This is a genomic window from Flavobacterium psychrophilum DSM 3660 = ATCC 49418 (assembly GCF_002217405.1).
GTDB lineage: Bacteria > Bacteroidota > Bacteroidia > Flavobacteriales > Flavobacteriaceae > Flavobacterium > Flavobacterium psychrophilum.
The window spans coordinates 46,301-72,452 of sequence record NZ_MUHE01000015.1 but is presented as its reverse complement, the minus strand read 5'-3'; the positions used below and the strand labels follow the sequence as shown (position 1 = coordinate 72,452).

General features: G+C 30.9%; 27 protein-coding genes and 1 pseudogene. 3 read left to right on the top strand and 25 right to left on the bottom strand.

Going from position 1 to position 26,152, the window contains the following annotated elements; translation table 11 throughout:
- From B0A57_RS05165 to B0A57_RS12370, 6 genes and pseudogenes are all read right to left on the bottom strand, one after another.
- A partial coding sequence (locus tag B0A57_RS05165; protein WP_458249590.1) for an ISAon1 family transposase occupies window positions 1-799 on the bottom strand: 799 nt, incomplete at its 3' end.
- 1 nt (window position 800) lies between these two features.
- The gene (locus tag B0A57_RS05160; protein ID WP_227141940.1) at window positions 801-1,202 is read right to left on the bottom strand and encodes an ISAon1 family transposase N-terminal region protein; all 402 of its coding nucleotides are present in this window, start codon (window positions 1,200-1,202) and stop codon (window positions 801-803) included.
- A gap of 229 nt (window positions 1,203-1,431) precedes the next feature.
- Entirely contained in the window at window positions 1,432-1,641 is a 210-nt protein-coding gene (locus tag B0A57_RS12475) for an ISAon1 family transposase N-terminal region protein (RefSeq protein ID WP_420287330.1), read from the bottom strand.
- A 601-nt stretch (window positions 1,642-2,242) separates the two neighbouring features.
- Complete coding sequence (locus tag B0A57_RS05150) at window positions 2,243-3,703, bottom strand: DUF6770 family protein (RefSeq protein ID WP_011963052.1); 1,461 nt, start codon at window positions 3,701-3,703, stop codon at window positions 2,243-2,245.
- Entirely contained in the window at window positions 3,700-5,007 is a 1,308-nt protein-coding gene (locus tag B0A57_RS05145; protein WP_034098281.1) for a M48 family metallopeptidase, read from the bottom strand. The genes B0A57_RS05150 and B0A57_RS05145 overlap by 4 nt, the downstream gene beginning before the upstream one ends.
- A gap of 234 nt (window positions 5,008-5,241) precedes the next feature.
- Window positions 5,242-5,724, bottom strand: a pseudogene (locus tag B0A57_RS12370) (ISAs1 family transposase); the annotation flags it as partial.
- Between the two features lie 254 nt (window positions 5,725-5,978).
- Here B0A57_RS12370 and uvrB point away from each other — a divergent pair.
- Complete coding sequence (uvrB, locus tag B0A57_RS05130) at window positions 5,979-7,970, top strand: excinuclease ABC subunit UvrB (protein ID WP_034098279.1); 1,992 nt, start codon at window positions 5,979-5,981, stop codon at window positions 7,968-7,970.
- On the opposite strand, the gene B0A57_RS05125 is transcribed toward uvrB, so the two are convergent.
- Together B0A57_RS05125 and B0A57_RS05120 are read right to left on the bottom strand one after the other, a co-directional pair.
- Complete coding sequence (locus tag B0A57_RS05125; RefSeq protein WP_034098277.1) at window positions 7,967-8,368, bottom strand: hypothetical protein; 402 nt, start codon at window positions 8,366-8,368, stop codon at window positions 7,967-7,969. The two genes, uvrB and B0A57_RS05125, sit on opposite strands and share 4 nt — an antisense overlap.
- Before the next feature lie 2 nt (window positions 8,369-8,370).
- Entirely contained in the window at window positions 8,371-9,084 is a 714-nt protein-coding gene (locus B0A57_RS05120) for a class I SAM-dependent methyltransferase (protein WP_034098274.1), read from the bottom strand.
- A 130-nt stretch (window positions 9,085-9,214) separates the two neighbouring features.
- Between B0A57_RS05120 and B0A57_RS05115 the strand changes: the two genes are divergently transcribed.
- The gene (locus B0A57_RS05115; RefSeq protein WP_034098272.1) at window positions 9,215-9,628 is read left to right on the top strand and encodes a DUF1456 family protein; all 414 of its coding nucleotides are present in this window, start codon (window positions 9,215-9,217) and stop codon (window positions 9,626-9,628) included.
- Window positions 9,629-9,721: 93 nt separating this feature from the next.
- On the opposite strand, the gene B0A57_RS05110 is transcribed toward B0A57_RS05115, so the two are convergent.
- From B0A57_RS05110 to B0A57_RS05080, 7 genes are all read right to left on the bottom strand, one after another.
- Window positions 9,722-10,060, bottom strand: a complete 339-nt coding sequence (locus B0A57_RS05110; RefSeq protein WP_011963058.1) for a hypothetical protein — start codon at window positions 10,058-10,060, stop codon at window positions 9,722-9,724.
- Window positions 10,061-10,381: 321 nt separating this feature from the next.
- A complete protein-coding gene (sucC, locus tag B0A57_RS05105; protein ID WP_011963059.1) occupies window positions 10,382-11,578 on the bottom strand; it encodes an ADP-forming succinate--CoA ligase subunit beta in 1,197 nt (398 codons plus the stop codon).
- Between the two features lie 370 nt (window positions 11,579-11,948).
- Window positions 11,949-12,659 carry a DUF4369 domain-containing protein gene (locus B0A57_RS05100; RefSeq protein WP_011963060.1) on the bottom strand — a complete coding sequence of 237 codons (711 nt, stop codon included), beginning with the start codon at window positions 12,657-12,659 and terminating at the stop codon, window positions 11,949-11,951.
- An 85-nt stretch (window positions 12,660-12,744) separates the two neighbouring features.
- Window positions 12,745-14,604, bottom strand: a complete 1,860-nt coding sequence (locus B0A57_RS05095; RefSeq protein ID WP_034098270.1) for a M61 family metallopeptidase — start codon at window positions 14,602-14,604, stop codon at window positions 12,745-12,747.
- Window positions 14,605-14,660: 56 nt separating this feature from the next.
- Window positions 14,661-15,005: a hypothetical protein gene (locus tag B0A57_RS05090; protein ID WP_034098268.1), complete on the bottom strand. Its 345-nt coding sequence runs from the start codon at window positions 15,003-15,005 to the stop codon at window positions 14,661-14,663.
- A gap of 7 nt (window positions 15,006-15,012) precedes the next feature.
- Entirely contained in the window at window positions 15,013-15,594 is a 582-nt protein-coding gene (locus tag B0A57_RS05085; RefSeq protein WP_034098266.1) for a YIP1 family protein, read from the bottom strand.
- A gap of 3 nt (window positions 15,595-15,597) precedes the next feature.
- The gene (locus tag B0A57_RS05080; RefSeq protein ID WP_011963064.1) at window positions 15,598-15,876 is read right to left on the bottom strand and encodes a DUF2089 family protein; all 279 of its coding nucleotides are present in this window, start codon (window positions 15,874-15,876) and stop codon (window positions 15,598-15,600) included.
- A 375-nt stretch (window positions 15,877-16,251) separates the two neighbouring features.
- Here B0A57_RS05080 and B0A57_RS05075 point away from each other — a divergent pair, with 375 nt between their 5' ends.
- Entirely contained in the window at window positions 16,252-16,896 is a 645-nt protein-coding gene (locus B0A57_RS05075; protein ID WP_011963065.1) for a peroxiredoxin, read from the top strand.
- A gap of 121 nt (window positions 16,897-17,017) precedes the next feature.
- On the opposite strand, the gene B0A57_RS05070 is transcribed toward B0A57_RS05075, so the two are convergent.
- The 10 genes from B0A57_RS05070 to B0A57_RS05025 form a co-directional block, all read right to left on the bottom strand.
- Window positions 17,018-17,419 (bottom strand): hypothetical protein, encoded by a 402-nt coding sequence (locus tag B0A57_RS05070; RefSeq protein ID WP_034098264.1) that lies wholly within the window; start codon window positions 17,417-17,419, stop codon window positions 17,018-17,020.
- Window positions 17,420-17,496: 77 nt separating this feature from the next.
- A complete protein-coding gene (locus B0A57_RS05065) occupies window positions 17,497-18,381 on the bottom strand; it encodes a helix-turn-helix domain-containing protein (RefSeq protein ID WP_052079123.1) in 885 nt (294 codons plus the stop codon).
- Between the two features lie 6 nt (window positions 18,382-18,387).
- Window positions 18,388-18,786: a cytochrome c gene (locus B0A57_RS05060; RefSeq protein WP_011963068.1), complete on the bottom strand. Its 399-nt coding sequence runs from the start codon at window positions 18,784-18,786 to the stop codon at window positions 18,388-18,390.
- 2 nt (window positions 18,787-18,788) lie between these two features.
- Window positions 18,789-19,049, bottom strand: a complete 261-nt coding sequence (locus B0A57_RS05055; RefSeq protein ID WP_034098263.1) for a hypothetical protein — start codon at window positions 19,047-19,049, stop codon at window positions 18,789-18,791.
- Window positions 19,050-19,054: 5 nt separating this feature from the next.
- Window positions 19,055-20,068: a cytochrome c gene (locus tag B0A57_RS05050; RefSeq protein ID WP_034098261.1), complete on the bottom strand. Its 1,014-nt coding sequence runs from the start codon at window positions 20,066-20,068 to the stop codon at window positions 19,055-19,057.
- Window positions 20,069-20,074: 6 nt separating this feature from the next.
- Complete coding sequence (locus tag B0A57_RS05045) at window positions 20,075-22,243, bottom strand: cbb3-type cytochrome c oxidase subunit I (protein ID WP_034101133.1); 2,169 nt, start codon at window positions 22,241-22,243, stop codon at window positions 20,075-20,077.
- Window positions 22,244-22,365: 122 nt separating this feature from the next.
- Window positions 22,366-23,046: an ABC transporter ATP-binding protein gene (locus tag B0A57_RS05040; protein WP_011963072.1), complete on the bottom strand. Its 681-nt coding sequence runs from the start codon at window positions 23,044-23,046 to the stop codon at window positions 22,366-22,368.
- Window positions 23,043-24,287 (bottom strand): ABC transporter permease, encoded by a 1,245-nt coding sequence (locus tag B0A57_RS05035; protein WP_011963073.1) that lies wholly within the window; start codon window positions 24,285-24,287, stop codon window positions 23,043-23,045. Before B0A57_RS05035 ends, B0A57_RS05040 begins: the two co-directional genes overlap by 4 nt.
- Window positions 24,288-24,405: 118 nt before the next feature.
- Window positions 24,406-25,536 carry an efflux RND transporter periplasmic adaptor subunit gene (locus tag B0A57_RS05030; protein WP_034098259.1) on the bottom strand — a complete coding sequence of 377 codons (1,131 nt, stop codon included), beginning with the start codon at window positions 25,534-25,536 and terminating at the stop codon, window positions 24,406-24,408.
- A complete protein-coding gene (locus B0A57_RS05025) occupies window positions 25,533-26,111 on the bottom strand; it encodes a TetR/AcrR family transcriptional regulator (protein ID WP_034098257.1) in 579 nt (192 codons plus the stop codon). Before B0A57_RS05025 ends, B0A57_RS05030 begins: the two co-directional genes overlap by 4 nt.
- Window positions 26,112-26,152: the final 41 nt, after the last annotated feature.

Below are 26,152 nucleotides of genomic sequence, written 5' to 3'. Positions count from 1 at the left end.
GATAATTCAAACTATTTGCAGCGGTATTAAAAACAGTCATATTGAGTTGCTTGGTTTTTTGCACCCAATTAGTCATTTTTTCTCTTGCTATCTCTTTGCTTGTTTCTTCATAAATATCTCTAAATTCGAGTGTATGCTTATATGCTTGGTGCAAAAGTGGATAATTTCTAAACAATAACTCTGCTCTTATCTTTTGATTTTCTGTCCATTGATTTGGTTTTTTAGCCATAATATATCGGCTTCTTGCTAATAATTGTTTAGGAGAATCGTCATTGTCAAATGTAAGTGGAATGTATTTTAGATTCTGTTCTTTGGCTATTTTAATGGCTTGATTTTCTTTTTCTATTTCTTCCCATCGATATTTAATTCTTAAATCTTGCAAGGCTTCCATTACCAACTTTACAACGTGAAAACGGTCCGTAACCAATGAACTCTCAGGGAAACACTTTCTTGATACTAATTGCATATTGTTAGCCATATCAAGCGTTATTTCCTTTACCAATTTTCTTTTTTCTAATGAAATAAGGCTTAAAACATCAATTATATCTTGGCTTTTTGTACCTTTTATAGATGCCACTAGTGTCTTTTTCTTCCCTCTTCCTTGTTTGTTGGTAACAAAGGTATAGAGTTCTCCTTTTGATAAACTTACTTCGTCTATACTTAAATTCTCTCCAATATTTTCAGGGTAAATCAAATAATCTTCGGCGTGATTTAACTGTTCCCAGTCTTTAAAACCACTAATCTTTTTCTTGTAATGTCGCTGTAATAAATTGGCTTTAACCCCGTAATAGCTTGCGATATTACTTATCGTATCTTCTCGGGTCTCTACCTGTATCTTTTAAAAAATCTGAAAGTTCAACTGTTAATTTTGAACCCTCAGCTATAAAGGAATAATCACTTTTTACTTCAAAGGTTTTCTTATTTTTATTACGCCATCTTCGCCTTCTTATACCTAAATAAACAGCTTTGCCTCTTATGGGAAAGTCTTGTATTCTGGTTCGTTCATAAAACCCTTTTGATTCATATTCAATGTCGCTATATTCTTTTGGGAGAATGTTTTTCTCGTCTAAATAGATATAAAAGCAATCTTTTTTTGTTTCTAAATCACCTAATTCCTTGAAATCAACGATGTCAAAATGAAATAATAATCCTTCAGGTAAAAAGGAAGAAAATATTGAAAAATCCATTTGTTTTTTTTCCAAATTTAAGACTTCTCCCCATTTTTTTTACGTGAGCCGAAGTTTGGTCTATTGACAAACGCTTGGCTATGTTTTTAGGAAAAAGCAGCCATTCTTTTGCGTGTTTTATTTGATCCCAGGATTTAAAATCACTTAGAAATTCTTTGTATTGGTATTGTAAATTTTTACCGCTAACGCCATAGAAAGACCCTATAGCATTACAATCATTTGTCTTGGAATCTATTGATTTCTTTTAAAAAAACGCAAACTCTTGTGTTACCCGAGTCCCATCTGCTACTAAATTCCAATCTCTAAAAACCACTTGACCAGTATCTTCATTGAGCCATCTTCTACGAGTGATGTGCAGATATACTTGGTGACCACGAATTGGAAAATCCTGAACTGTTATCTCATCGAAGAATCCTTTTAAACTTAATTTAGATTGACGATATTCTTTAGGGATTGAATTAATCTCTCTTAGGTATAGATGAAGTATTTCTTCTCTTTTTTCATAAGAAGTTCAACGATTATTTCGGGCAATAATAACTTGAGAAGTTCAACAAATGAATCTTACATTTCTATATAATTTAAAATACAAAAGTCAACATTTTTATATTTCCCCACAATTTTTAGGATTGATCCTTGCGTGTTTTGGGAGTTTTAAATAATAATAGATAGCCATACTACTAATATAGTTGTGAGTATTGCTAGGGGTTTTGTTTTGAGATTAGTAAAAAGTCTGGGGTGTTTTGTAACGTTGTAGCTTGCAAGTGTACCAAAAAATATAAATACAATAAGATTTATATTGCTTAAATGGTGTTGTTTTTGTGTGGTTAGGGTTATAATAGGGTACAGGCTATTAATGTATAGGCTTCATTTTATGTAAATGGATATATTTTTTTTAAGGTTTGCATGGCTTATTTTTTGTAAAACAAAAGAGAGATTTTCTTGGGCAAGGAATCTCTCTTTTGTTTTTTAATTGCTAAATTCAATCCCTAGATTTATAACGGCTTGCTTATGGTAGGGTAGTTAATATTAGAAATGTTTTTATTATTTTAATTAAATTAACGTTTGTAGTTTAGTTTTTCAAGGCGTAGTTCTAGTGCTTTTTCTCCTTCTTTTGGGTCTTTAAAAATTTCGACTATGCCTACATAACCTGGTTTGGCTGGTATTATTTTTATTTCGCTGTCTTTGTTGGTTATTTTTATTTTTTCGACCACAGATTCTTTGTTGGCGTAATTAAAATTTAGGATATTTAATTCTGGTTCTTTTTCTTCGTTTTTGTCAAAGAAAAAATATACTTTTCCTGATTTATTTAATAAAGTTTGTGAGAATACGTATTTTGTGCCAATAGATCTTTTGGTATCAAAGGTGTATATTTTTTCCATATTAAAATCTTTATTGATGTTAAAGGAATATAGCCCATAGTAATAAAAACCTAGAGTATAGCTACCGTATGTTTCGCCCAATAGAAAATAACTTCCATCTGGATTCATTTCTATTTTGGTAAAGTTTAAATAGCCGTCGCCTCTTACTTTTCCTTTTTTGGTAATATCTAGTCCGTTAAATTTATCGTAATCTAAAAACTTATCGCTTATAATACTTCCGTCTTTTAAATTAACAATTCGTTGGTATAATCCTAAAGACTCATTGTCTATTAATAAATCATGTGCTTCTTTCTTAAAAAATCTACCTACTATGTATATTTTGTCGTCTTTTATTTTTATATTTTCGTAAGTAAGGCTATATTTTTTGTTGTATAAATTGGTAAATGCTATTTGGGTTCCTGTTTTGGCATCTAGTATTAATAAGTTGTCAGATTTTTTGTTTTTACGTCTGTATTTAGCTGCTAATAGTACTACATATTTATTGTCATTATCTATTAATTTGTATCTGTAATAGAAACGTTTTTTTTCTGGTGTTTTGTATGCTTGTTCCCATATTTTTTCGCCTTTAAAATTAATGGCGTAATAATAAAGTTTTGGAGTATGCCAAGGGTTATAATTTTCGCTACGGATTAAAAAACCCTCTTTGCCCAAGCCTGTTATTTGATAGCTTTTGTAATTTTTTATTAATTTTTTTATGCTTGTTTGGGTTTTTACAAATTCATCAAAAAAGGCATTGGCTAGAATTGTGTTGGTATCTATTTTTAAAATCTGATACGAGCAACGTACCCTGTCTGATTTGCCAAGTTGCTCAAAAAAACTAAACATAATATGACCATTGTTGTAACTAATATCGTAATTTATTTTTTGGCAACGACGTTTTACAATGTTTTCTTTTAGGTTACCGCTACAAACGGTATTCATGTTTTTGTCTAAAACTATATATTTAAAGACCATGGTTTCTTTAGACTCTTGCTCCATTTTTCGCAATTCTACATAACCAAATAAATTTTCTTCGTTGTCATAAATAGCATTAAACTGCTCTATAACTCCAGATGCCGATTGCATAATTTTATACGATTGTCCCAAACTTATGGTACTTGTAAGATAGAGTAGTAGTAGAGGTAATAGTTTTTTCATAGTTTTTTTGTTAAATTATTATAGTCTTTTGAAATTTGTTCGATTTCTGTTAGGGTAAGATTATTCATAAAGTTAAGAAATCGTTGTTGGCTTATAGTATGTTCTTTAGGGTTAATACTTGTTATATAGGTGTTAAATTTCATTTCTTTTTTTGCTTTTGCCAATAGTTCTAAGTTTTTGGCAATTAGTTCTAACAGAAACGCATCTTTTTTGTTTTTTCTGTACAGTTTTAAAGACTCATACAAACAAATACCATATTCTTTAAAATAATAATAATTATAAACCGTTTCGTAGGGGCTTATGTTTTTTATTTTTTCAAAACAGGAGGCATCTACACTAAAATTTGTCTTTTTTTGGTTGTCTAATTTTATTCTTGTTATTCTTTCTTTGCAATCAGGATGTGTTTTTAACGAATCGATATCCCATCTATGGCTATTTTCTTTACTGTAATGATAATCAGAAAAATCTTCCATCTGTAGCCATTCTTTGATAAAAGATTGATTTTTTGTGGTAAAAAACATTTTGTAATCCGCCTCTTCTAGTGTTTCTTTTTCTTTGTCGGAGTCCGATAGATGGTTTAATAAATCTACCGCTTGTTGTGGATTGTATTTAGTGTTTTTAAAAAAACAATAGCCTAATGAGTCTGCCTGAAATTCAAATATTCTTGACTTGTTTTTTCTAGTATATTCTAAGTTTTTTAATAATTTGTCGGCACGTTTGTATTTGTTGTATTTTTCTTTTTTTATAGACCGTTCTTCTTTTTTAAAGGTATCGGAGTTTAAAAAATCGATACTTTTTTTAATACTACGGCCTCGGTGGTCTAAATAATAATGCGCCATCTCATGGCATATTACACTCGCCAATTCTCCCTCTGATTTTAAAGCATTAAACAAAGCCAAGTTAATAATTAGGGTACCATCTCCTATACTAAAAGCATTGATGCTCGGGTCTCTAGACAAATAAATGTAAAAATCTTTTTCTTTTAAGATAGGATTTACATTTTTAATGGTGGTTACAATTTTTTCTAAATATTCTTGGTCATCTTTATTAAAATATAACTCTCCTTTTGTTACGGTTTTTGAAAAATCATTAAAAGCATCAATATATCTTTTAATAAGATCTTTTTTTGTATTTCCAGAAAAATTATTTTTAACATATTCGATATTAGTATCGTGTCTATTTTTAAAATCTTTCAAAAATAGTTTTTTTTCATTAGTTGCAGTAGTATCTATGTTTTTATATTCTTGAGAAAAAATATTAATAGTAAAAAATACCATCAAAAAAGCAAGAGAAGTATATTTCATGTTTTAAATTTTAATCTACAAATATATTTTAAAAATTAGGGTTACACAACTTTATAATTAAAATTATCAGGTAAACTCATACTTTAATATTCAACACTTTCAACAAGTAATTTTATCCCAACTATCGAGTTGCTTTTTCTGTGGGCTTATTGCTGTTTTCAAATTATATAATACTCTCTATTCTAATTATTTGATTTAGTTTTTTTCCATGACCGATATCAATATTGCTAACTAGTTCTATTTCTTTACCAAACTTAAACTCATCTTTCATTTCTTCTAAAAGTTGTTTTTGATTGTCTTTGACCGCTAAAATATAATCTGCTTCATTTTTAATAATCTTATCAACTATATTGGTTTGTGTTCCCATTGCATCAATGGTAATGATGTTTCCCTTAATCATTAATTTATCTAATAATTTTGGAATTGCAGTAATTTCATTCGACTTATCATTTACTCTTACTTGACCTAGACTATAACTTGACCTTTTTCGATTATTGAAATAGAATTTACCCACTCAATAAAGCAATTTTCAAATTCAGAGCTATCTATTACGGAAAAAAACCTGTTTATAGTGTCCTCAGAGGGAATTCCGTTATCTAAGTTTAAAAATTTTCTTAAAAAATCTTCCTTTGAATAAGCAAAATCAAGCATTTGTTTCCAAGTTTGTGCCCCACAAATCACTAAAATTATTCCAACGAGAAGGATGTTAACTAAGTCATGAAGTTGGTTTATATCGCTTCTAGGGTCTTCTATATTGCCGAAAATACTTATTAAATTGCTATTTGTATTCATAAAGTCAAATTATTGATTATTAGTATAATACGTGAAATAATAACAACTTAAACAAGTGTAAATCAATAGCTTTTATCTGTTTTTACATAAAAAAGTGTGCGTTTGCACTGAATGAATCTTAAAATTTTAGAATTTAGAATTCAATATTTGTAACTTTGAAGCTTTGCAACTCATAACAAATGAACTTCCAAGTACAATCAGATTACAAACCCAAAGGTGACCAACCACAAGCAATTGAAAAATTAGTGCAAGGCATTACCGATAACGAAAAATACCAAACTCTACTAGGCGTTACGGGTTCTGGAAAAACATTTACCGTTGCCAATGTAATTCAAGAAGTGCAAAGACCAACTTTAGTTTTAGCCCATAACAAAACGCTGGCAGCACAATTATATTCAGAATTTAAACAGTTTTTTCCTAATAATGCGGTCGAATATTTTGTATCGTACTACGACTATTATCAGCCTGAAGCATTTATGCCAGTTACTGGTGTTTTTATCGAAAAAGATTTATCTATTAATGAGGAATTAGAAAAAATGCGAATGAGTACCGTTTCTTCATTGCTTTCAGGACGACGTGATATTATTGTAATATCTTCTGTTTCTTGTCTTTACGGTATTGGTAATCCTGTCGAGTTTCAAAAAAATGTAATTCCTATCGAAAAAGGTCAAATCATATCTAGGACTAAATTATTACACCAACTCGTGCAAAGTTTATATTCACGTACCGAAATGGATTTTATGCCTGGAAATTTTAGAATAAAAGGAGATACCGTAGATATATATCCTAGTTATGCCGATGATGCTTTTCGAATTCATTTTTTTGGTGATGAAATAGAAGAAATTGAAAGTTTTGATGTAAAAACAACTCAAGTTATCGAAAAATTTGAAAAACTAACCATATATCCTGCCAATATGTTTGTGACTTCGCCCGATGTGTTGCAAAATGCCATTTGGGAAATTCAGCAAGATTTGGTTAAACAAGTCGATTATTTCAAAGAAATAGGTAAGCATCTCGAAGCAAAACGACTAGAAGAACGTACTAATTTCGATTTAGAAATGATTCGAGAATTGGGTTATTGCTCTGGAATAGAAAATTATTCAAGATATTTAGACGGGCGAAGTACAGGAACACGACCGTTTTGTTTACTTGATTATTTTCCAAAAGATTACCTAATGGTTGTAGACGAAAGTCATGTCACACTCTCGCAAGTGCACGCTATGTATGGTGGCGACCGTTCTCGCAAAGAAAATTTAGTCGAATACGGTTTCCGATTGCCCGCCGCTATGGACAATCGTCCGCTTAAATTTGAAGAATTTGAAGCCATGCAAAACCAAGTTATTTATGTATCGGCAACACCAGCAGACTATGAGTTGCAAAAAACAGATGGAGTTGTGGTAGAGCAAGTCATTCGTCCCACAGGATTATTAGATCCAATTATCGAAATTCGTCCGAGCTTAAATCAAATAGATGATTTGATAGAAGAAATTCAGGTTCGTGCCGAAATAGACGAACGTGTTTTGGTTACCACATTAACCAAAAGAATGGCAGAAGAATTGGCAAAATATTTAACAAAAGTAAATATTCGTTGTCGCTATATTCATTCAGAAGTAGATACTTTAGAAAGAATAGAAATTATGCAAGATTTACGAAAAGGAATTTTCGATGTGTTAATTGGTGTTAATTTACTTCGTGAAGGACTAGATTTACCCGAGGTTTCTCTAGTTGCTATTTTAGATGCTGACAAAGAAGGTTTCCTGCGAAGTCATCGTTCACTTACACAAACTATAGGCCGTGCGGCAAGAAACCTAAACGGAAAAGCAATTATGTATGCCGATAAAATAACGGCTAGCATGCAAAAAACAATCGATGAAACCAATTATCGCAGGGAAAAACAAATTAATTTTAATATTGCAAATAATATTATTCCGCAGGCATTAAACAAAAAAATTGAAAGTGCTTTTACAAAAAATACATTGGTCGATTCTGAATTAGGCTACACTTCTGGAAATATGGCTGCTGAACCAGAAACAGAATATTTAAGCAAACCAGAAATAGAGAAACGTATTCGTGATAAGCGAAAAGCTATGGAAAAAGCAGCAAAAGATTTAGATTTTATGCAAGCAGCTAAATTGCGAGATGAAATTAAAGCTTTGCAAGAAAAAATCTAATTTAATTGCTCCTGAAAAGCGCATATTAATTTTTCAGGAGCAATAATTTTCTTTGGAGATTCTTCCATCAATTTTAGAATTCGTTTCATTGCAAAAGGATTAAGCCCCATGGTAATTCCCATTTCGTGAATAGCTGTTTTTTCTTTTTTGTGCAAAACACCGTCACAATGCATGAGTAGTGCTAATCGATAAAAATGAATAATTCTGCTAAACTCATCTTTAATAATGACCAGTTCATTCCTTTTATTAAATAAATCTAAAAATATTTTTTTTTCTATTTCTAATTCTTCAGAAATTGACAATAAAAAATCGTACTCCCGATCATGTAATTCGCAATCTATTATTGCAAAAGCAATCATTTCAGAAAGTAAACTTATTTTTTCTTGGTGAGAATTCATAACTAAATAGTGGCTAAAAATTCTTGAAAATAAGATACTGGTTTTAAATCTATTAATTCGTTTCTGTGTTCATTAAAAAAAGTATAATCTAAATCATCGATCGAAGTAATCGCATTAAAAATTTCGGGTAATTTCTCTTGTTGTTTTTTATACACAAAACCTAATCCGTGGTCTGTATTTAAAACAAAAGTAGATAATTCAGGATGATTTTTTTTAATAAAAACTATTGTTTTCCAGACATCGCCATTCCAAATATTTTTCCAATCTTTATGGTTTTGCAAATCTTTGCGAGCCTCGTCTATAGAATGTGCAGGGTATGCCGCTAAGTGATCAAGTGGATTGCAATCATGTAACACGATAATTCCTTTTTCATCAAGATATTTTACAGTGTTTAAAGTGTCTTGCAAGGATTGTTTGTAGGTATGAAGACCATCTATAAAGGCTAAATCGAGTTTGTTTTTAGATAAAAGTGTTTCATTGTTAGCAAAAAAATCATCGCTGGTAACTTCAAAATATTTATTTTTAAAGTTTCCCGAATTTTTAATTCCAGCTTTTATTTTTTTCCATAAATTAAAATTAAAAAAAGGATCTACGGCAAACTTATTTTCAGGTCCTACAATATTAAATAGACATTTGCCTCTATTTACACCTATTTCTAGATAATTTTTAACATTTTTTTTGTTAATTATAGTATTTAAAACTTCTATTCTTGTCATTTTAGGTGTTATTTTATTTTTTTTATAAAAGTAATATAAATATAAACAAATTCAAAAAATCCTTTTCTTCTCTTTACATTTGAATTTAGTCCAATTTAATAATTATCTTTGAAAAATAAATATATAGAACATGACAAATAACGATATTTTTAAAAAATTGCGTGTTGCACTAATGTTGCGTGATGATCAAATAGTAGAAATTTTAGAATTAGTAGATTTTAGAATCACGAAATCAGAAATTGGTGCTTTTTTTCGTGACGAGAAACACGAAAATTATGTAGAATGTGGTGATCAAATTTTGCGAAATTTTCTGAACGGTTTGGTTATACACTTGCGTGGAACTAAAGAAAACCCTAAAAATCCTAACGATGTTTTGGCCAAGCACAGATCTGAAATTCCTAAGAAAACTTCTGATAAGCCTAAAACAGAGTTTAAGACTAAAACCGATTTTAAGAAAAAACCTGCTTCTAATAATAAAAAAGTAGAACCAAAAGTTCAGGTGGTAGAAAAAGTAAGGTTTAATAATGGTAAAGCAAAAAAATAATTTCTAATTGTATTTTTAGCTTTATAAGTTCGTATAAGGAAACAAAAATCCCGTATCGTTTAGTAACAATACGGGATTTTGCTTGGAAATTAATTATTCGGGTCTGAACTTTACTATAAATGTATATTCTTTGCCAGGAGTCATAATTTCTCTTGCAATTTTTTTGTAGTTTAATTGTTCTACAATATGTTTTTTGAAAATAATATTCTCTGTTCCTACTTGTAATACTATCAATTCATTATCTGAATTGACCATTGCGGTAAATTTGATTCTTACAGTTTTTTCGAATTCACCTTCAATATTCAATGGGCCTAATAATTTAGTAATTTCTTTTAATGCTTTTGGATAATCATCGACTGGATTTACCTCTTTTGCCGCAACAAAAGTTACATTCATAATTACAACAACAAATAACAAGATTAACTTTTTCATGATTTTTTCTTTTAAGATTACAGGTCAAAATTAAGAAAGAAATTCTGCTAAAATAGTGTTTGTTAATTGCTTAACTTATATTTAAAATAGGGAGAAATTTGTATTTTTTATTTGTTAAGAGAAGTTTTGTTAATGGTAAAGTCTAATGGTAAATAGTTGTAAATCAACAATATTTGTGTGTTTTTTCTTAAATGATAAATTTTACTTTTTAGATACATTTCGTTAAAATGTATTAATAAAAGCTTAAAAATTTACATTGTAGTAATAAAAAAAACCTCAGAATTTCTGAGGTTTTAATATAATAGGATAAAAAATATGTTTTTATTTGCTTAAAGCTGCTTTTACCTGATCTGCTGCTTCTTGAAACTGTACTGCCGATAAAATTGGCATTCCAGAATTGTCTATTAATTCTTTAGCAATTTCAGCATTAGTTCCTTGTAAACGAACGATAATTGGTACTTTTATAGCGTCTCCCATATTTTTGTAGGCATCTACGACTCCTTGTGCAACACGGTCACAACGAACAATTCCTCCAAAAATGTTAATTAATATTGCTTTTACATTTTCATCTTTCAAGATAATACGGAAAGCTGTTTCTACACGTTTAGCGTCTGCAGTTCCTCCAACATCTAGGAAATTTGCTGGCTCGAAACCTGCATATTTAATTAAATCCATGGTTGCCATTGCAAGACCTGCTCCGTTTACCATACAACCTACGGTTCCGTCTAGATCTACATAGTTTAAGCCTACTTCTTTAGCTTCTACTTCAATAGGGTTTTCTTCGCGAATATCACGCATATCAGCATATTTTGGCTGACGGTATAGTGCGTTATCGTCTATATTTACTTTGGCATCAACTGCCATTATTTTGTCGTCCGATGTTTTTAAAACTGGATTAATTTCGAACATTGAAGCATCAGATCCGATGTATGCATTGTATAAAGAATCGATAAATTTTACCATTTCTTTAAATGCGTTTCCAGAAAGACCAAGATTGAATGCAATTCTTCTTGCTTGAAAAGCTTGTAAACCAACTGATGGATCTATTTCTTCATTGTGTATTAAATGTGGTGTGTGTGCAGCAACTTCTTCGATATCCATTCCTCCTTCTGTAGAATAAACAATCATATTGCGACCAGTAGATCTGTTTAATAAAACAGATATATAGAACTCTGAAGTTTCGCTTTCTCCAGGATAATACACATCTTCTGCAATTAAAACTTTATGCACTTTTTTACCTTCGGCAGAAGTTTGAGGTGTAATGAGTTGCATTCCAATAATTTGTTCAGAAATTTCTTCTACTTGTTGCAAGTTTTTGGCTAGTTTTACTCCACCACCTTTTCCGCGTCCACCTGCGTGAACTTGGGCTTTAACTACATACCAGCTTGTACCTGTTTCGGTAGTTAATTGTTTTGCAGCCGCAACTGCTTCTACAGGATTGTTTGCAACAATACCACGTTGTATGCGTACACCGTAACTTGCTAAAATTTCTTTTCCTTGATATTCGTGTATATTCATAATGAAGTTTTTGACTTTTTTATCCCGACCCTTCGGGAGCACAAAAATAATAAATTAGAACTAATATTCTAACTGATTTTGTTTTTTATTTGAATGTATTTTGAGCAAGTTAAATTTTTATTTCTGTTTTTCTGTTTTTGATTCAAATAATAAAGATAAACTTATAGATTATTGTTAAATATTTTGTTATTTTGGGTTAAATACTTTCGGCTTATTTTTATAGAAATTCAGTGTACTTAGTTTGTAGCGTAAAGCCTAATCCTTTTGGTAACGCTCAAATACTGAGATTTAAAAAAGCTGTTCATTAATCTTTGTGGGCTTTATTTTTGTAATTAAATTAGGATTGTTTGCTTATCTTTTTTTATAAAAGTTACTCTTGTTTTTTTCTTTGTGCTAAATATTCATTTAATTTCTTTCCGTATTTAGATTTTGCTACTTTTGGTGACATTGATTTTGCTATTGTGTCTAGATATTTAATGTTAATGTCGTAAATATCTGTTAGCGCAATATATGGTGCTACTTCGTGATTTGCATTTGTTAGTGCAAAGTTGCCAGCGTATAAATACCTGCGTTTTAAAAGTATTTCTTGTTTTTTAGTATTTTCTTTTGAGATGTCTTTTTTTGCTTTTAGTGCTAGTAATTCGTCCTTTATGTAACCTAACTGTTGGTCATTAAATTTAGATACAATGTCTTTGTATTGCTCATAAAGTTCTTGGTTTTTTGATCCTGTAATTTTAGCTTTGGCTAAGAAAAATTCTAAATCGGTATCAATATTCATTTTTCCAGGTTCTGCAAAGAAAAGTAAATTGTTATCTATTGAGTTTGAAACGCCACGGTCTAGATATAAATATAGCATTTCTGGGGAATCGAGTTTTATAGTACTTGCGAAAGATGATTTACCGTTTATAATAATACTGTCAAGAACTACTAATGTTGAGTCTTGAACTCTCTGGATATATAATTTTCCTTTTTTAAGACCTTTTATATTTCCGGTAATTTCTAAGGTGTTTTCAGATTTTTTTTCGTCACCACATGAGGTTAGCATTGTGATAGATAATAGTGCAATAATTATTTTGTTCATCATTTTTTAATTTATTGCAAAATAATAAAAAAATCCTCAAATTGTAGTACAAAATGAGGATTTATATTAATTATAATTTTATTTATTAACCTTTTAACCAAGCGTTTTTAATGGTTTTTTTACTTGCATCTGTTGCTTGTAATCCTTCTGCTTCATCATAAGGTAATTTTACGATACCTTTTAGTTCGGTTTCTTTAGTGTCACGTTTTATTTTAATTGTAATTGGAGTGTTTTCTTCCCATTTTTGACTTTCTGTGATTAAGTCATAAATATTATCTAAATTATAATTTGTGCCATTTACAGTTTTGATGATATCGCCATTTTTTATCCCGAGATTAGCATAAAAGGAAGGTAATTCAATGGTTGGCAAAACCATGATTTCTTTTGTATTCGGATTTATAGTAATATATGGTTTTTGGTCTTTTAGAAATACGTTTCCTGGAATTTTACGTTTAGACTGTGTTACACCTACTTTTGCAAAATATTTATCGTAAGGAATAGGAGTAGGGCCGCTTACATAGGTTTCTAAAAAGTTTTTTACTTCTGGGTAGGTTAATGAAACTATTTTATCAAACAATTCATTATCATTAAAAGGTTTTGTAGCTCCATATTCATTAGTTAGTTTTTGCATCAAGTCTAGAATTCCTCTTTCTCCATGACTATTTTCTCTAATAATAATATCTAAACACATACCAATTAATGCTCCTTTTTGATATACGTTAAGGTACTGGTCTTTATAAGGTTTGTTTAATACATTAGCACTCATGGTTGTAAATGGCATGGTGTCGTTCATTTTTGCTGCTTGTCTAATCTTGTCTGACATACGATTGTAAAATTCATCTTCTGATATTAAACCCTGATTTACTTGAAATAAATTAGCAAAATATTCTGTTATGCCTTCATACATCCATAAATGTTTAGACATTTTAGGGGCATTAAAATCGAAATACTGAATCTCTTTAGAGTGAACACCAAGTGGTGTTACGATATGAAAAAATTCGTGTGAAACGACGTCTTTAAGTTGTTCTGCCATTTCTTTTTTTGGTATCATTTCTGGCATGACAACGGTGGTCGATGTTGGGTGTTCTAGGGCACCAAAACCTTTTGCATCTGGTTTTTTCATGTCTGACAAATACAATAAAACCGCATATTTTTTAGTGCTATTTATAGCGCCTAAAAATTTCTTTTGTGCACGCATCATGGTTTCCATGGCTGGAGCAATATCTGCTACTTTATAGGTTCCGTTTGGCGAATATACACTGATTAGTATTTCCATATCATCAACTTTAAATGTTGTATAATCTGGTTTTGCATACATAATTGGGTGTTCTACTAGATCGGCATAACGGAAAGATTTAAAAACGTCTTGTGTTGCGCTAAGATCAGTATCTGTCATAGATGTTGCTCCAAATAAGTTTGCCGAGTGCGAAATAGTTGTGGTATATGGTACTTCGAGTTTGTCTGAAAAATAGCCTATAAATCCGTGGGTATTTAGCATAAAATTTTCCGGAGAAATGTTTGTTCCTGCTGGAGAAAATATATCTCCGCCACCAAAATCGCCTTTACCAGTTTCTGTATCAAAAGTATCGTTTACCCAATAGGTTACTTTTTGTAGTTTTTTTGCATTGGTAATTTTCCAAGAGTTTTCATCAATTTTTGCAATTGCTAATTCATTTCCTTTGGCATCGAAAGCTTTTACATTTTCGATATATTTTCCGTAATTATCAGTCGAATAGGTTCCGGGAACTGTTTTAGGAATGCTAAAAGTTACTATATCTAGATTAGTTGGCGTTGGCAATAGTGTTACCATTACTTTGTCATCTTGAATCGTGTTTAAATCGATAGAAACATTGACCTCAGGACTTATAGTTGTTGCACTTGTTTGTCCTGTTTTGCAACTTAGTAATACACTGGCAAATGCTAGTGTGTAAATTATTTTTTTCATTAACTTATGATTTGAAAGTTTGCTATAAGTGTATAAAAGTAAATAAAAGTTACGGTTTAAATAGTATTATTTAATAGGTTGATTGTTTCGATTGTATTTTTTACTTCTATAATCAGTTTGTTATAACTGGAATCCTTGAGTTCGACAATAATGGCATTCTGCTTGTTGCAAACATCCCAAAAGTTGCGTTTACCTTTATAATAATATGTACCAGCAGTGATTAAAAAAGGTATAAAAGTGCCAAATTTAATGCCTTTAAAACCTTTTAATTCCTCTTTATTTTGATATACTTTAACTATGTTTTTTTTGGCTATTTTTATATTACTTTTTAAAGACCAAATTTTATGTAATCCTTTTACTTCAAAAATAAATTCGTTTTCGGTTGTTATTATTTTTACCATAATTTTATTATAAAAGTTTGTAAATGATTATTTTAGATGTTATTTCGGCAATTATAATAGCTAGAATAAACAATAAAGTATGTTTTGTTTCTTTCGAGTTTGTTGCAATTTTAAATCCGTTATAAAGAAGCGAGATAAACCAGATTAAAGCAATAATTAATATTATAGATTGAAATAGGATAAACCCAATATCATTGGTATTTAATGTGTTTATTTTTTTAGAAACGGCTAATTCTAATATTTTATTACCAATACTATATGATTTATTATTGATGTTAAATAATGTACAAAAATATAATGGGATTCTCGAAATTAATACCGTAATGAGAACATCGACTAATCTTGTTTTTTTATTAATGTATTTTCCAACCCAATATAGTGAAGCAGTTAATATTAAAATGGCTAAAAATTGGTAAGTCGCAGATTCAAAAAAATTAACTTGACTGTCAAAATGTAAATCGATCACACCATCAAATTTGGCATTAAAATTATAGGCTAGGAGAGAACCAAATACCGTAAAAGTAATTCCGAAAAGTAATAAAATAGTATCAGAATATTTCTTAAAAGGATTCAAAAAAAGGATTTTCATAAATTAAGATTTAGTTTTTAAATTATTTATTTTCTGAATAATATCATCTAATTTGTTTCTCACAGTTGGGTAACTATTGCCCATTTGCGAGGCCATTTCTTTCAGGCTTCCGCTGGTTAGGAAAAATTGTAGTATAAAGTTTTGTTCCTCTTCAGATATTTGAAGTAAAATGGGTAATGGGTAATGACCAGAAACCAATGTAGTACAATTACTACAAGATAGCTGTGTTACCAAAAGCGAACTTTCGCAACTAGGACATTGTATGGGAAGTTTAGGTTGCATAATGTTTATTATATATTACACAAAGTTAAATAAAATTAGTTTTAAATTAATATTATTAATATAAAAATTAATAATATTAATATTTTGTAACTATTCAAACTGCAAAATAGGAATAGTTTTAAAGGCCTTCAAGATATTTTGCCAATTTTCAGGCAAGCATCAATAACAATTTTAAAGTAATCTAATATTTTTTTGTACAGTTTTTAGAAGTAAAATTTCTAATTATTCTATAATTTCATTTCTTTTTTGATACTCTTATTTGATTTTAAATAAATAGATTTTAAAAAACTATTAAACGTGATAAATATCACAAAATCATACTTTTATATAACCTACATTTACTTCATTAAAACAATAAATTTAAAACCAAAAAAAATGGAAGATAAAGTATTTTTAATGCCTAGAATTGGAGATATGGCTCCAGATTTTGACGCACTAACCACAACAGGAATGTTAAAATTTTCAGAGTACAATAAAGGAAGTTGGGTCGTGTTTTTTTCGCATCCTGCCGATTTTACTCCAGTATGCACAACAGAAATGAGTGGTTTTGCTAAGGAAAAAGAGTTCTTTACAAAAAACAACACAAAATTAATGGGTTTGAGCATAGATAGTATTCATGCTCACATTGCTTGGGTAAATGCAGTTAACGAAAAAACAGGCATTTTATTTGATTTTCCAATAGTGGCAGATATTTCTATGGAAGTCTCTAAATTATACGGAATGCTACAACCTGGCGAAAGCCAAACAGCAGCAGTTAGAGCTGTTTTTATTATAGATCCAGAAGGTAAAGTTAGGCTAATGATGTATTATCCACTTAATATAGGTAGAAATATGGCAGAAATAAAAAGAGCATTGTTAGCACTTCAAACTTCTGATGAGTACAAAGTTGCAATGCCCTTAGACTGGCAACCTGGTGATAAAGTAATTGTTCCGGCCCCAAAAACGATAGAAGCTCTGGCCGAAAGAAAAAGTAGCGACTTAGAAATGGTAGATTGGTATTTAGCTAAAAAATCTATTTAATAAATTGTACAAAAAAAAAGATTGCTTCAAAAGAGCAATCTTTTTTTATAGAAGGGTTTAACTTTCAAAAATAACCATTTGCAAACAAATACTAATACTCAGCGGCAATAAATGTGCATGATTATTTTATTTTAGTATTATTTTTATGATATTGATCATCACCACCATAAAATGCGGTTAGCCAAATTACTCTTGACAAACGCATTAACCAAGGTTGCATAAATAATAAAGCTGTAATATTAATGGGTAACCACCAAAACAATTCTTTATTTTTGAAAGTATATCCAGTAATTAGTATCCAAATAATAAAAGTAACAATAGAAAAACCAACAGTTAAAGCGTAACTTACATAACCAGTACCTTGGTAAAACCCAGGTTCTAGTTCGGTTCTTTGGCTACATACAGCACATCGTTCGACCATTTTATTGCTTTTTGAAAAATTGTACCATTTGTTTACAAATAGTTCGCCTTTATGGCATCTTGGGCATTTAAAAGACAGTAAGTTTTTAAGGAATAATAGCATTTTTTTTATTTTGAACAAATTAAGATTAATTGTAAAATTAGATTTTTGATGTAAGTAATGTAACACTCGTTACTTTATTAAATTTGGAAAAATTTACTAGTATTAATAAATTTACGTTTAAAACCATCGGGGGTTATATTTTCATATTTTTTGAAGAAACGACCAAAATAGGAGTTGTCTTCAAAACCTAGTTCGTAGGCAATTTCAGAAACTGTTTTTTGCTCATGTATAAGCAATCTTTTTGCTTCAAGAAGAATCCTATTTCGTATTAACTCTCCAGCAGAAATATTTGTAATCTCATTGCAAACTGCATTTAGATAATTAGGACGAACATACATTACAGAAGCATAATCTTTTACAAAATGTTTTTGTTTGTAGTGTTTGTCTATCAATTCCTCAAAATGGCAAATGAGTTGTAAAGACTGACTAAATTCTTTGTTTTTAGGCATAGGTTCAAATAGTCTATTGAGGTCTAAAAGCATTAAATTGAGTAATGAACGCAGACTTTTTTCAAAATCAGTTTGGTTATCATTCCATTCTTTTAACATCCAAAGTACGATTGATTTGAGATGTTGAAATTTTTCTTCTGAAACTTTTACGTAAGGTTGTTTGTGCCTGCAGGTTAGAAATGAAAACTCACTTAATTGATAATTTTGATACCGAAGCGCAAAAAAATCGCTTTCAAAGACCAATATGTAACCTTCTATTTTATCGAAATTTAGCCATTGGTGTATTTGACCATAATGCAAACAGGTTACAGATAATGGTTCTATGTCAAATTCTTTAAAATCGATTAATTGAGAGCCAAAATTATTTTCGTTAAGCAAAATCATAAAATAATTGTGCCTGTGCGGAATGTTTAATTTTTGCATAAAAGGCAAAAAATCTGATGTGTGGTACACGGCAAACTTTAATTCGTTTTGTGTTACTTCGCTACATTTTATGTTTTTAATGTCGCACATAATTAGTTATCCTAAAGAGGTTATAGTAAAATAAATTGCCCATGCAACAAATGCAATTATTGCTGCAAATAACCAAGAAGGTACGCTTTTGGGTGTTTCGCTTCCATTTATTAAAAATTGTTTTTGATTTCCTTTGCCATAAGCGTTAATCATTAGTGGTAAAACTCCATCAACTACGTCATTATCATTTAGCCCTTCTATGGTAATTGCTGGTCCGTTTCTAACTATAAAAGGGATAATTTTTATGCCTTCTTTTCCTGTTGGGTCTTTACTTACTATTTTTAGTTGGTGCAATCCATCGGGAAGTTTATGAGTATCTAATTCAAAATTTACTGGCGCTTCAAATTTGCCTATTGGTTGAATTTCATTATCAACAAATATAATCACTTTGCTTTTACTATCCATAATTATTCAAAATTTATAATGGTTCTTTTTATGTGATTAGTTTGGTTTTCTTTTGGTTTTATTAGGTATTTTAATGCAAAAAATAAGGTTATTAAAACGGTTATTACCATTGTCCAAACGATAACATAATCTAAATTACTTTCTGGACCTGCACCGTGAGTAATGCCCCGTAAAACTTTTGGTTGTTGTTTTTCGCACATTGGGCAGGCATAAGTTGTTATAGATATTGTTGCAAGAAGTATTGCGTATAATTTTTTTTCCATTTTGCTTATTGTTTAGGAGCGCTTAATTTGGCTAGATCCATTAGTTTTTGAACTTGCTCTGGGCTTACTTTTTTAGCATTATTTCCCCAACTTGATTTTTCGTGGTTCATGATTGCGGCTATTTCTTGGGCAGATAAATTTGCATTTATGCCCACAGGAGGCATTACCCCGTATTCTTCTCTTGGGTTATAACCATTCATAATGATTCCTACCATAATTTCGGGATTATCATCTAATACAATTTTGCTTGCTTTAAGGGCTGGAAAAGCGCCATTTAGTCCTTCTCCATTTTGCTGGTGACAGGCCATGCAATTTGCAGCATATAAATCGCTACCATTTAATTCAGTTTTTGTGTCGCTAGGGGCAGTATTGGCTTGTGTTTTTGCTTTTTTGTAAAGAAATTCAGGACTAGGCATACCGTCTGGAAGTTTTACTTGTTTTAAGGATTGTAAATAAGCCACTAAGTTTAATGCGTCTTTTGTTGCTACAACAATGCCTTTTTGGCCATGCATAAATTCTTCAGGTACATTTACTTTGATGTCGTCTTTTGTTGCTTTATCCTTAATTTCAAACAACCATGGGAATGGCGCCATGATTGATTGTGGCATTACAATTCTTGGATTGTATAAGTGTACCAAGTGCCAGTCTTGGCTGGGTTGTCTTACTCCAATGTTAGATAAATCTGGCCCTGTTCTTTCTGTTCCCATTAGTGTTCCTGCGCTTTGCCAAATACTTTTTCGTGTGCTTAATGCGTAATCTGAAGCAACATTAGGTCTATCGCCCCAGATCTTGTCCATGTCAACATCTCTAACTTGTTGAGTATGGCAACTCACACAGCCGTTGCTAATATATATTTGTCTTCCTGCTTCTTGCTCTGCTGTAAGGGGAATACTTCCGTATAATGGTTGGCTTATCATTTCATTATGTACTGATGGGAATACTGCTACAAAAAGTGTTAATGTACCAAAGAAAAGGGTTGCTATTAGGTATAATTTTTTGTGGTCGTTAAATATATTCATTGGTATTTATTGTTTAGATTCAACAGAATTGAGTTCCAGATTTTGATTTATTATTTCAAAGGCTTTTTCTTTAACATCAATTTCATTATTTGGTTTTATCATTTTATACATGTTATACACTAATACAATATGAGAAAGCCACATTAATGAACCGCCAATTGCTCTCCAAAGCCAATAAGGTCCCATCATAACTACACTGTCTATAAATGGTTTTCCTTCTGCCCACATTAATCCTTTTAGTGTGCCACCAATCATTAGTGGTATGGTGTAAAATTGTAATCCGATTAATGCCAACCAGAAATGTGCTCCAACCCCTAGTTGTGGTGGTTCTTGTCCTGTAAGTCTTGGTACGATAGCATAGATACTTCCAAATAATAGAAAAGTTATAATGCCATACATTGTTATATGCGAATGGGCAATGGTAAAATCTGTAAAATGCCAAATTAAATTAGTAGATCTAAATGCTTCAGCAGTTCCTTGAAATGAACCTGTAAAATAGTAAACAACACCTACTAAAAGGAAAGGCAACGAATAACTATTGCTAACTTTACTCCAAGAACCTTTAAATGTCATTAAATAATTTATAGTTCCAGATGTTACTGGAATTAACATGCCAACACTTCCAATAATAGCAACAGTTTGTAACCACCACGGCAAAGAACTAAAAACAAAATGATGCGTGCCTATGGTGGTATAAAAAAGAATTTGTGACCAAAAAGCTAAAACGCCTAAACTATAGGAATAAATAGGTTTGTTTACTTGTTGGGGTAGTATATAATATAAAATACCTAGCATAGAAAACATAAACCACATTCCAACTGCTTGATGCATATAATATCCTTGCACAATAGTTTCTCCAATGCCATCTTGTCCCATCGGAATGTAGGAAAGAAATGCAACTATAAGTATAAATATATAAGAAGCAACTATAAACCAATTAGAAATATAAATTTCGTGAGTTGTTCTTTTTGCAATAGTTTTTATAAAATTAGTAACAGTTAGTAGCAAGCCATAAGCCCAAACAGCCATTATGGGCCAAATAATTTCTCGGTATTCGCCACCAGCATTATTTATTCCTGCCATAAGTGTAATTGCACCAACGAACATTGCCAAATTTACCGCAATTAGAGCCTTCCAGCCATTTTTTATATTGTTTAAAGGGGTATTACTTACCATAGGAACAATATAATATCCCAAACCCATAATTCCAATAGTAGACCATGCCCAAAATACTAAGTTGGTATGTACCGCACGTAGTCTTCCTATGCTTAGCCAACTATAAGTATCGGCATCAGGGGCAATAAATTTGATGCCAACATATTCTCCAATACTACTTCCTATTAGGAGCCAAAAAACTGCGGTTCCTAAAAACCATAATACTAATTTTGTTAATTCAGGATCTATTTTAGGACGTTTTATAGCTGGTCTTTTAGAAGCAAAAAAGCGATAATTAGTTTCTGAACTTATGTTTTTTAATAATCCCTTTGCATCATTAGCTTTTTTATTACCAGATAATTCATTTGAAGTTATACTATAATTCAATTTTTTTCTAATTCTCTCTAGCTTTGCATTGGTTGGAATGTTGTCTGCTAACGAAATATAAGCAGCAAAATCTTCTGCTTCTTTTGTTTTTTGAAAATAAAAATAATCATTAAAACCCTTATACACTTTTGTAGCCAAATAAAGTAAAGCAAGAAATAAAGGTATAAATATTAGAACTAACGTAATTAGTACACCTGGTTGCGAAAAAATACCCTCTCTTTTTGCTGGAGCTGTTTGCGCAAATGTAAATTGTGGTGCTAATGAAATGAAACCTAAAATAAGGATAGAAATAATTTTATTTATTTGATTTCGCTTCTTTTTTAATACTTCAATTTGCCAAGAATTTAGATTTACTAAATATTTTTTAAATTTTTTATCATTGCCTAAATTTGTATCTTCTAGATTATCATTTGCTTTTGTAATTATTTTTAAGACTAAAAAAAGTACAAAGCCCACAATAATCATTACAAATATTGTTAAAATTTCTATAAAACCTATCGATTTATTAGGAAAAAAGCTAACTCCATTATCTGTTTGTGCAGATGCAATTAACGGATAAAAAAATGCCATTAGTCCCAGTAATGTAAACTTTTTTTGAGGTTTAGAAATGAGATTTTTGTTTTTGAGTTTCATAATTGACCTGTTTTTAAATGATTAGGCAAAATTGAAACAAAAAGACACATTACCAATGGCAATAAAAGGGTTATTGATGGTACTTTTTACTTTAAATAAAAAACACTGATAAATATCATTGTTTATAAAATTATCCCATCAGCCATTTCAATAATGCGATCACTAGCTTTGGCAAAATCATTATCGTGGGTTACGGCAAGAACAGTTTGGTCGAATTGGGTTGTAAGTTGCTTAAATAAATCGAAAACAATAGCTGCATTTTTACTATCTAAATTGCCTGTTGGCTCATCTCCCATAATAATTTTGGGATCATTTATTAAAGCTCTTGCAATGGCTACACGTTGTTGTTGTCCTCCTGAGAGTTTGTTAGCAGGTTTAAGTGCTTGGTCTTTTAAATCTAATTTTGTTAGAATCGAATAGGCTCTTTCTTCAATTTCTGGTTTAGAATATTTGCCTAGTTTTAATGCTGGTATCATGACATTTTTTAAACTCGAGAATTCAGGTAATAAATAATGAAACTGAAAAACAAAACCTATTTTCTCGTTGCGTATTGCGGCTAATTCTTCTTTTGTTTTGTGGGTTAAATTTTCGCTATCAAAAAAAATATTTCCTTCATAATCTGTGTCCATTGTAGAAAGAAGGTATAGTAAAGTTGATTTTCCTGAACCCGATTTTCCTACCATAGTTACAAATTCGCCCTTATGTATATCGAATGAAATATTATTTAGAACCTTAAATTTTTCAGGTTCATAAAAATATTTACTTACATTTTTTGCTTGTAATAAAAGTTCTTTTTGTATCATTTTCTAAAAATTGTTATTGGATCTAATTTTGCTGCTTTTCTTGCAGGAATATAGCCCGATAAGGTTGTTATTAGTAATCCTAGACCAATTCCTGATGCGAAAAATGTTGGGAAAAACCGAATTGGAAAAAAGCCAATATCGCCACCAACCCACATATTACCCATTAATTTGACTAAAATTAAGGCTAAAATTAATCCAAATGCAATTCCTATTATTCCGATAATCATGGCTTCTTTTACAAAAATCTTAATCACATCTTTACCAGAAAAACCAATGGCTTTTAGGATTGCAATGTCATTTAATTTTTCGATAATAGTCATATTTAGAATATTATAAATACCAAATCCTGCCACTAGCATTATTGATAATGAAATTGCCATTGCCATCATTTTTCTAATTTTGTTGGATGCTGATGCTGATGCGTTTGCGGTTTCCCAATCTTCGACCTCGTAACCACTTAATTGTTTGAATTCGGGTAAAACTTTTTTAGCGGTTTCGAAATCTTTAATGTTTACAAATATATCTGTAATATAGTTTGCGCCTTGCTTGTTTAGTTGTTGTGCTGCCGAAATGTTTGTATAGGATAGGGTTTTGTCTGTATTGGAAACGCCTGTTCTTAATAATGCGACGACTTTCATTACTTTTGAAACGCCATAGGCTGTGGCTACCGAAATATTATCGTTTAATCGTACGTTGAGTTTTTGGGCTATGCTAACGCCAATGATGATTCCGTTTTGGTTTGATTTTAAGTCGGAGTATTTGCCTTCTACAATATAATTTTCGAGATGAAACATTGTGTTTTGCTCTTCGATATTTACACCAGATGTTCTGCCTATTACTTGTGCTTCGCCATTGTTATAAAAAACATTTGCCGAAACATTTGGTGTTACGCCAATTACTCCAGGTTGTTTTTTTAGTGTTTCGATGATTAAATTGGGATTGATTAGTCTCTTGTTTTCCTTTGTGATTTTTGGGTTGGCGAGTATTGCTAGATTGTTTGCTGAATCTGCTACTAGGGGTTGACTAATTTTTTCTTCTTTGTAAATGCGTAAATGTGGTGTTGATTTGAATAAACTTTCGATCGAATACACTTCAAAGCCATGCATTAGCGAATTCATAAATATGAAAATGGCAATTCCTATTGTTACACCAAATGCGGCTACTAAGGTTTGTTTTTTTTTTGAAAATAAATGGGTGTAGGCTATTTGAGCATTAATGTTGTGGTTGTAGTTTTTAGCCATCTGGTTTTTTTGCGTTAAGGATTGTAGTGAAAATCCTTTTTGGCGATTTTTCTTCGCCAAAAAGATTGTAACGGAAAGCCTGACCCCGATTTTTCTTCGGGGTAACGCCCTAGTTTTTCTAATCTAATTCTTTTAGAATGGTTTGGTTTTCTTTTAGACCTTGTAAAATTTGTACGTAATTTGAGGAGATAATGCCTGTTTGTACATTTATTTGTTTTTTATTGGTGTTTAAAACTTTATTTCCATAGCCTAGATAGCTTCTTGGAATTACTAATGTGTTTTTGCATTGGCTCACTAGAATATTGGCTTCTAGTTGTGTTCCTGATATGGCAAAATCTATTGGTTTGGTAAAAATGGCTTTGACTATGAAGGATTGCGATTGCTCATCGAAGGTGGGTAGGATTTCTGAAACTTTGGCTTTGTATCTTTTAAGGGCATTTACATTTAGTTTGATAATGATTTCTTGGTTAAGTTTTATTTTTGCTATGTTGGTTTCGTCTATGTTCAGGTTGGCATAAATTTTTTTGTTATTGGCTAGTATTGCAATAATATCGCCTTTGCGTACATAATCGCCAACTTGCTTTTTTTGTTTGTAAATTTTGCCGTTTGCTAATGCTTTTACTTGGTTAAAATCCTGAATTGTTTGGCTGTTTTCGAGTTGTTGGTTTAGGATGATTACTTGCTCATTGGCTTGAATTAGGAGGTTTTGATATTGTTGGGCTAATGATAAAAGTGTTGCTTTTGATGTTTTTGTAGCAATAATTTTATTCTCGTATTCTAGTTTTGACGTGGCGTTGGCCTCTATGAGTCTTTTGTAGCGTGCTTCTTGTAGTTCGTCTTGTTGTAATTTTGCCTTGGCTACTTCAAGATTTGCTTTGGTTTGTAGTAATAGTGGTGCTTTGTAAGTGCTATTGTTTTTTGCGATTTTTAATAATTTTGAGCTGCTATTTGTGTTTGTTGCACTTTGAGGATTGTTTATTATAGCTAGTATTGTTCCTGTTTGTACTTCGTCGCCTTCATTAAAATTAATTTTGGTAATGTAACCTTCGGTTTGTGACATCAGGTTGTATTCCTTGTCTGCTTTTAGTGTTCCTGAGGCAAAAATCATTTCGGTAATGTTCTTGCGTTCTACTTTTGTTTGTTCTGTTTTTTTGCCACATGCAAATAGGGATAGAAGTGCGATTACAGGGCTTATTTTGTTTAATATTTTTGTGCTATTTTTGTTTCGGAAATATTTTTTTTCTTTCATTTTATAATTGTTAGTAATGATTGGATTGTTTTATTTCCTTGGGTTTCTATATCAAATTTAAAATTTGCAATGCGCCATTTGTACATTTGTAATCTAAAAGTTCCCATGGCAATGTGTGTTATGTCATCTGCTGAAATTGTGTTTTTAAATAGGCCTTTGTTTTGGCCTTCAATAATAATTGGTTTTAAATGTTTTATTTTGATGCGCATCAAATTTAATATGGCTTCATTAATTTTTGTGCTTTCTTCCCATAAACCATCAGAAAGTAAGGCTACTAAAAAGTGCGGATTTGCTTTGAAAAAGATAAATTGGTTCTGAAATAATTGCACAAATTTTGTTTGGCTATTTTGATTTGAAATGTAGTTTTGTGATAATCGCTGATCGATATTTTCTGCCAGAAAAGTAAGCATTGTGATTATTATTTCTTCTTTGCTTTTGAAATGTCTGTAAATGGCACTTTCTGAAAATTGCATTGCAGATGCCAATTTTTTTATTGTAAATCCGCTTGTGCCAAAGGAAGTTAAAATTTTTCCTGAGGCTTCAATGATGGCTTGTTGTTTCTCTGAAATTTGCATTTTATATACTTGTTAGTGAATACTCACTCTGCAAATTTGCA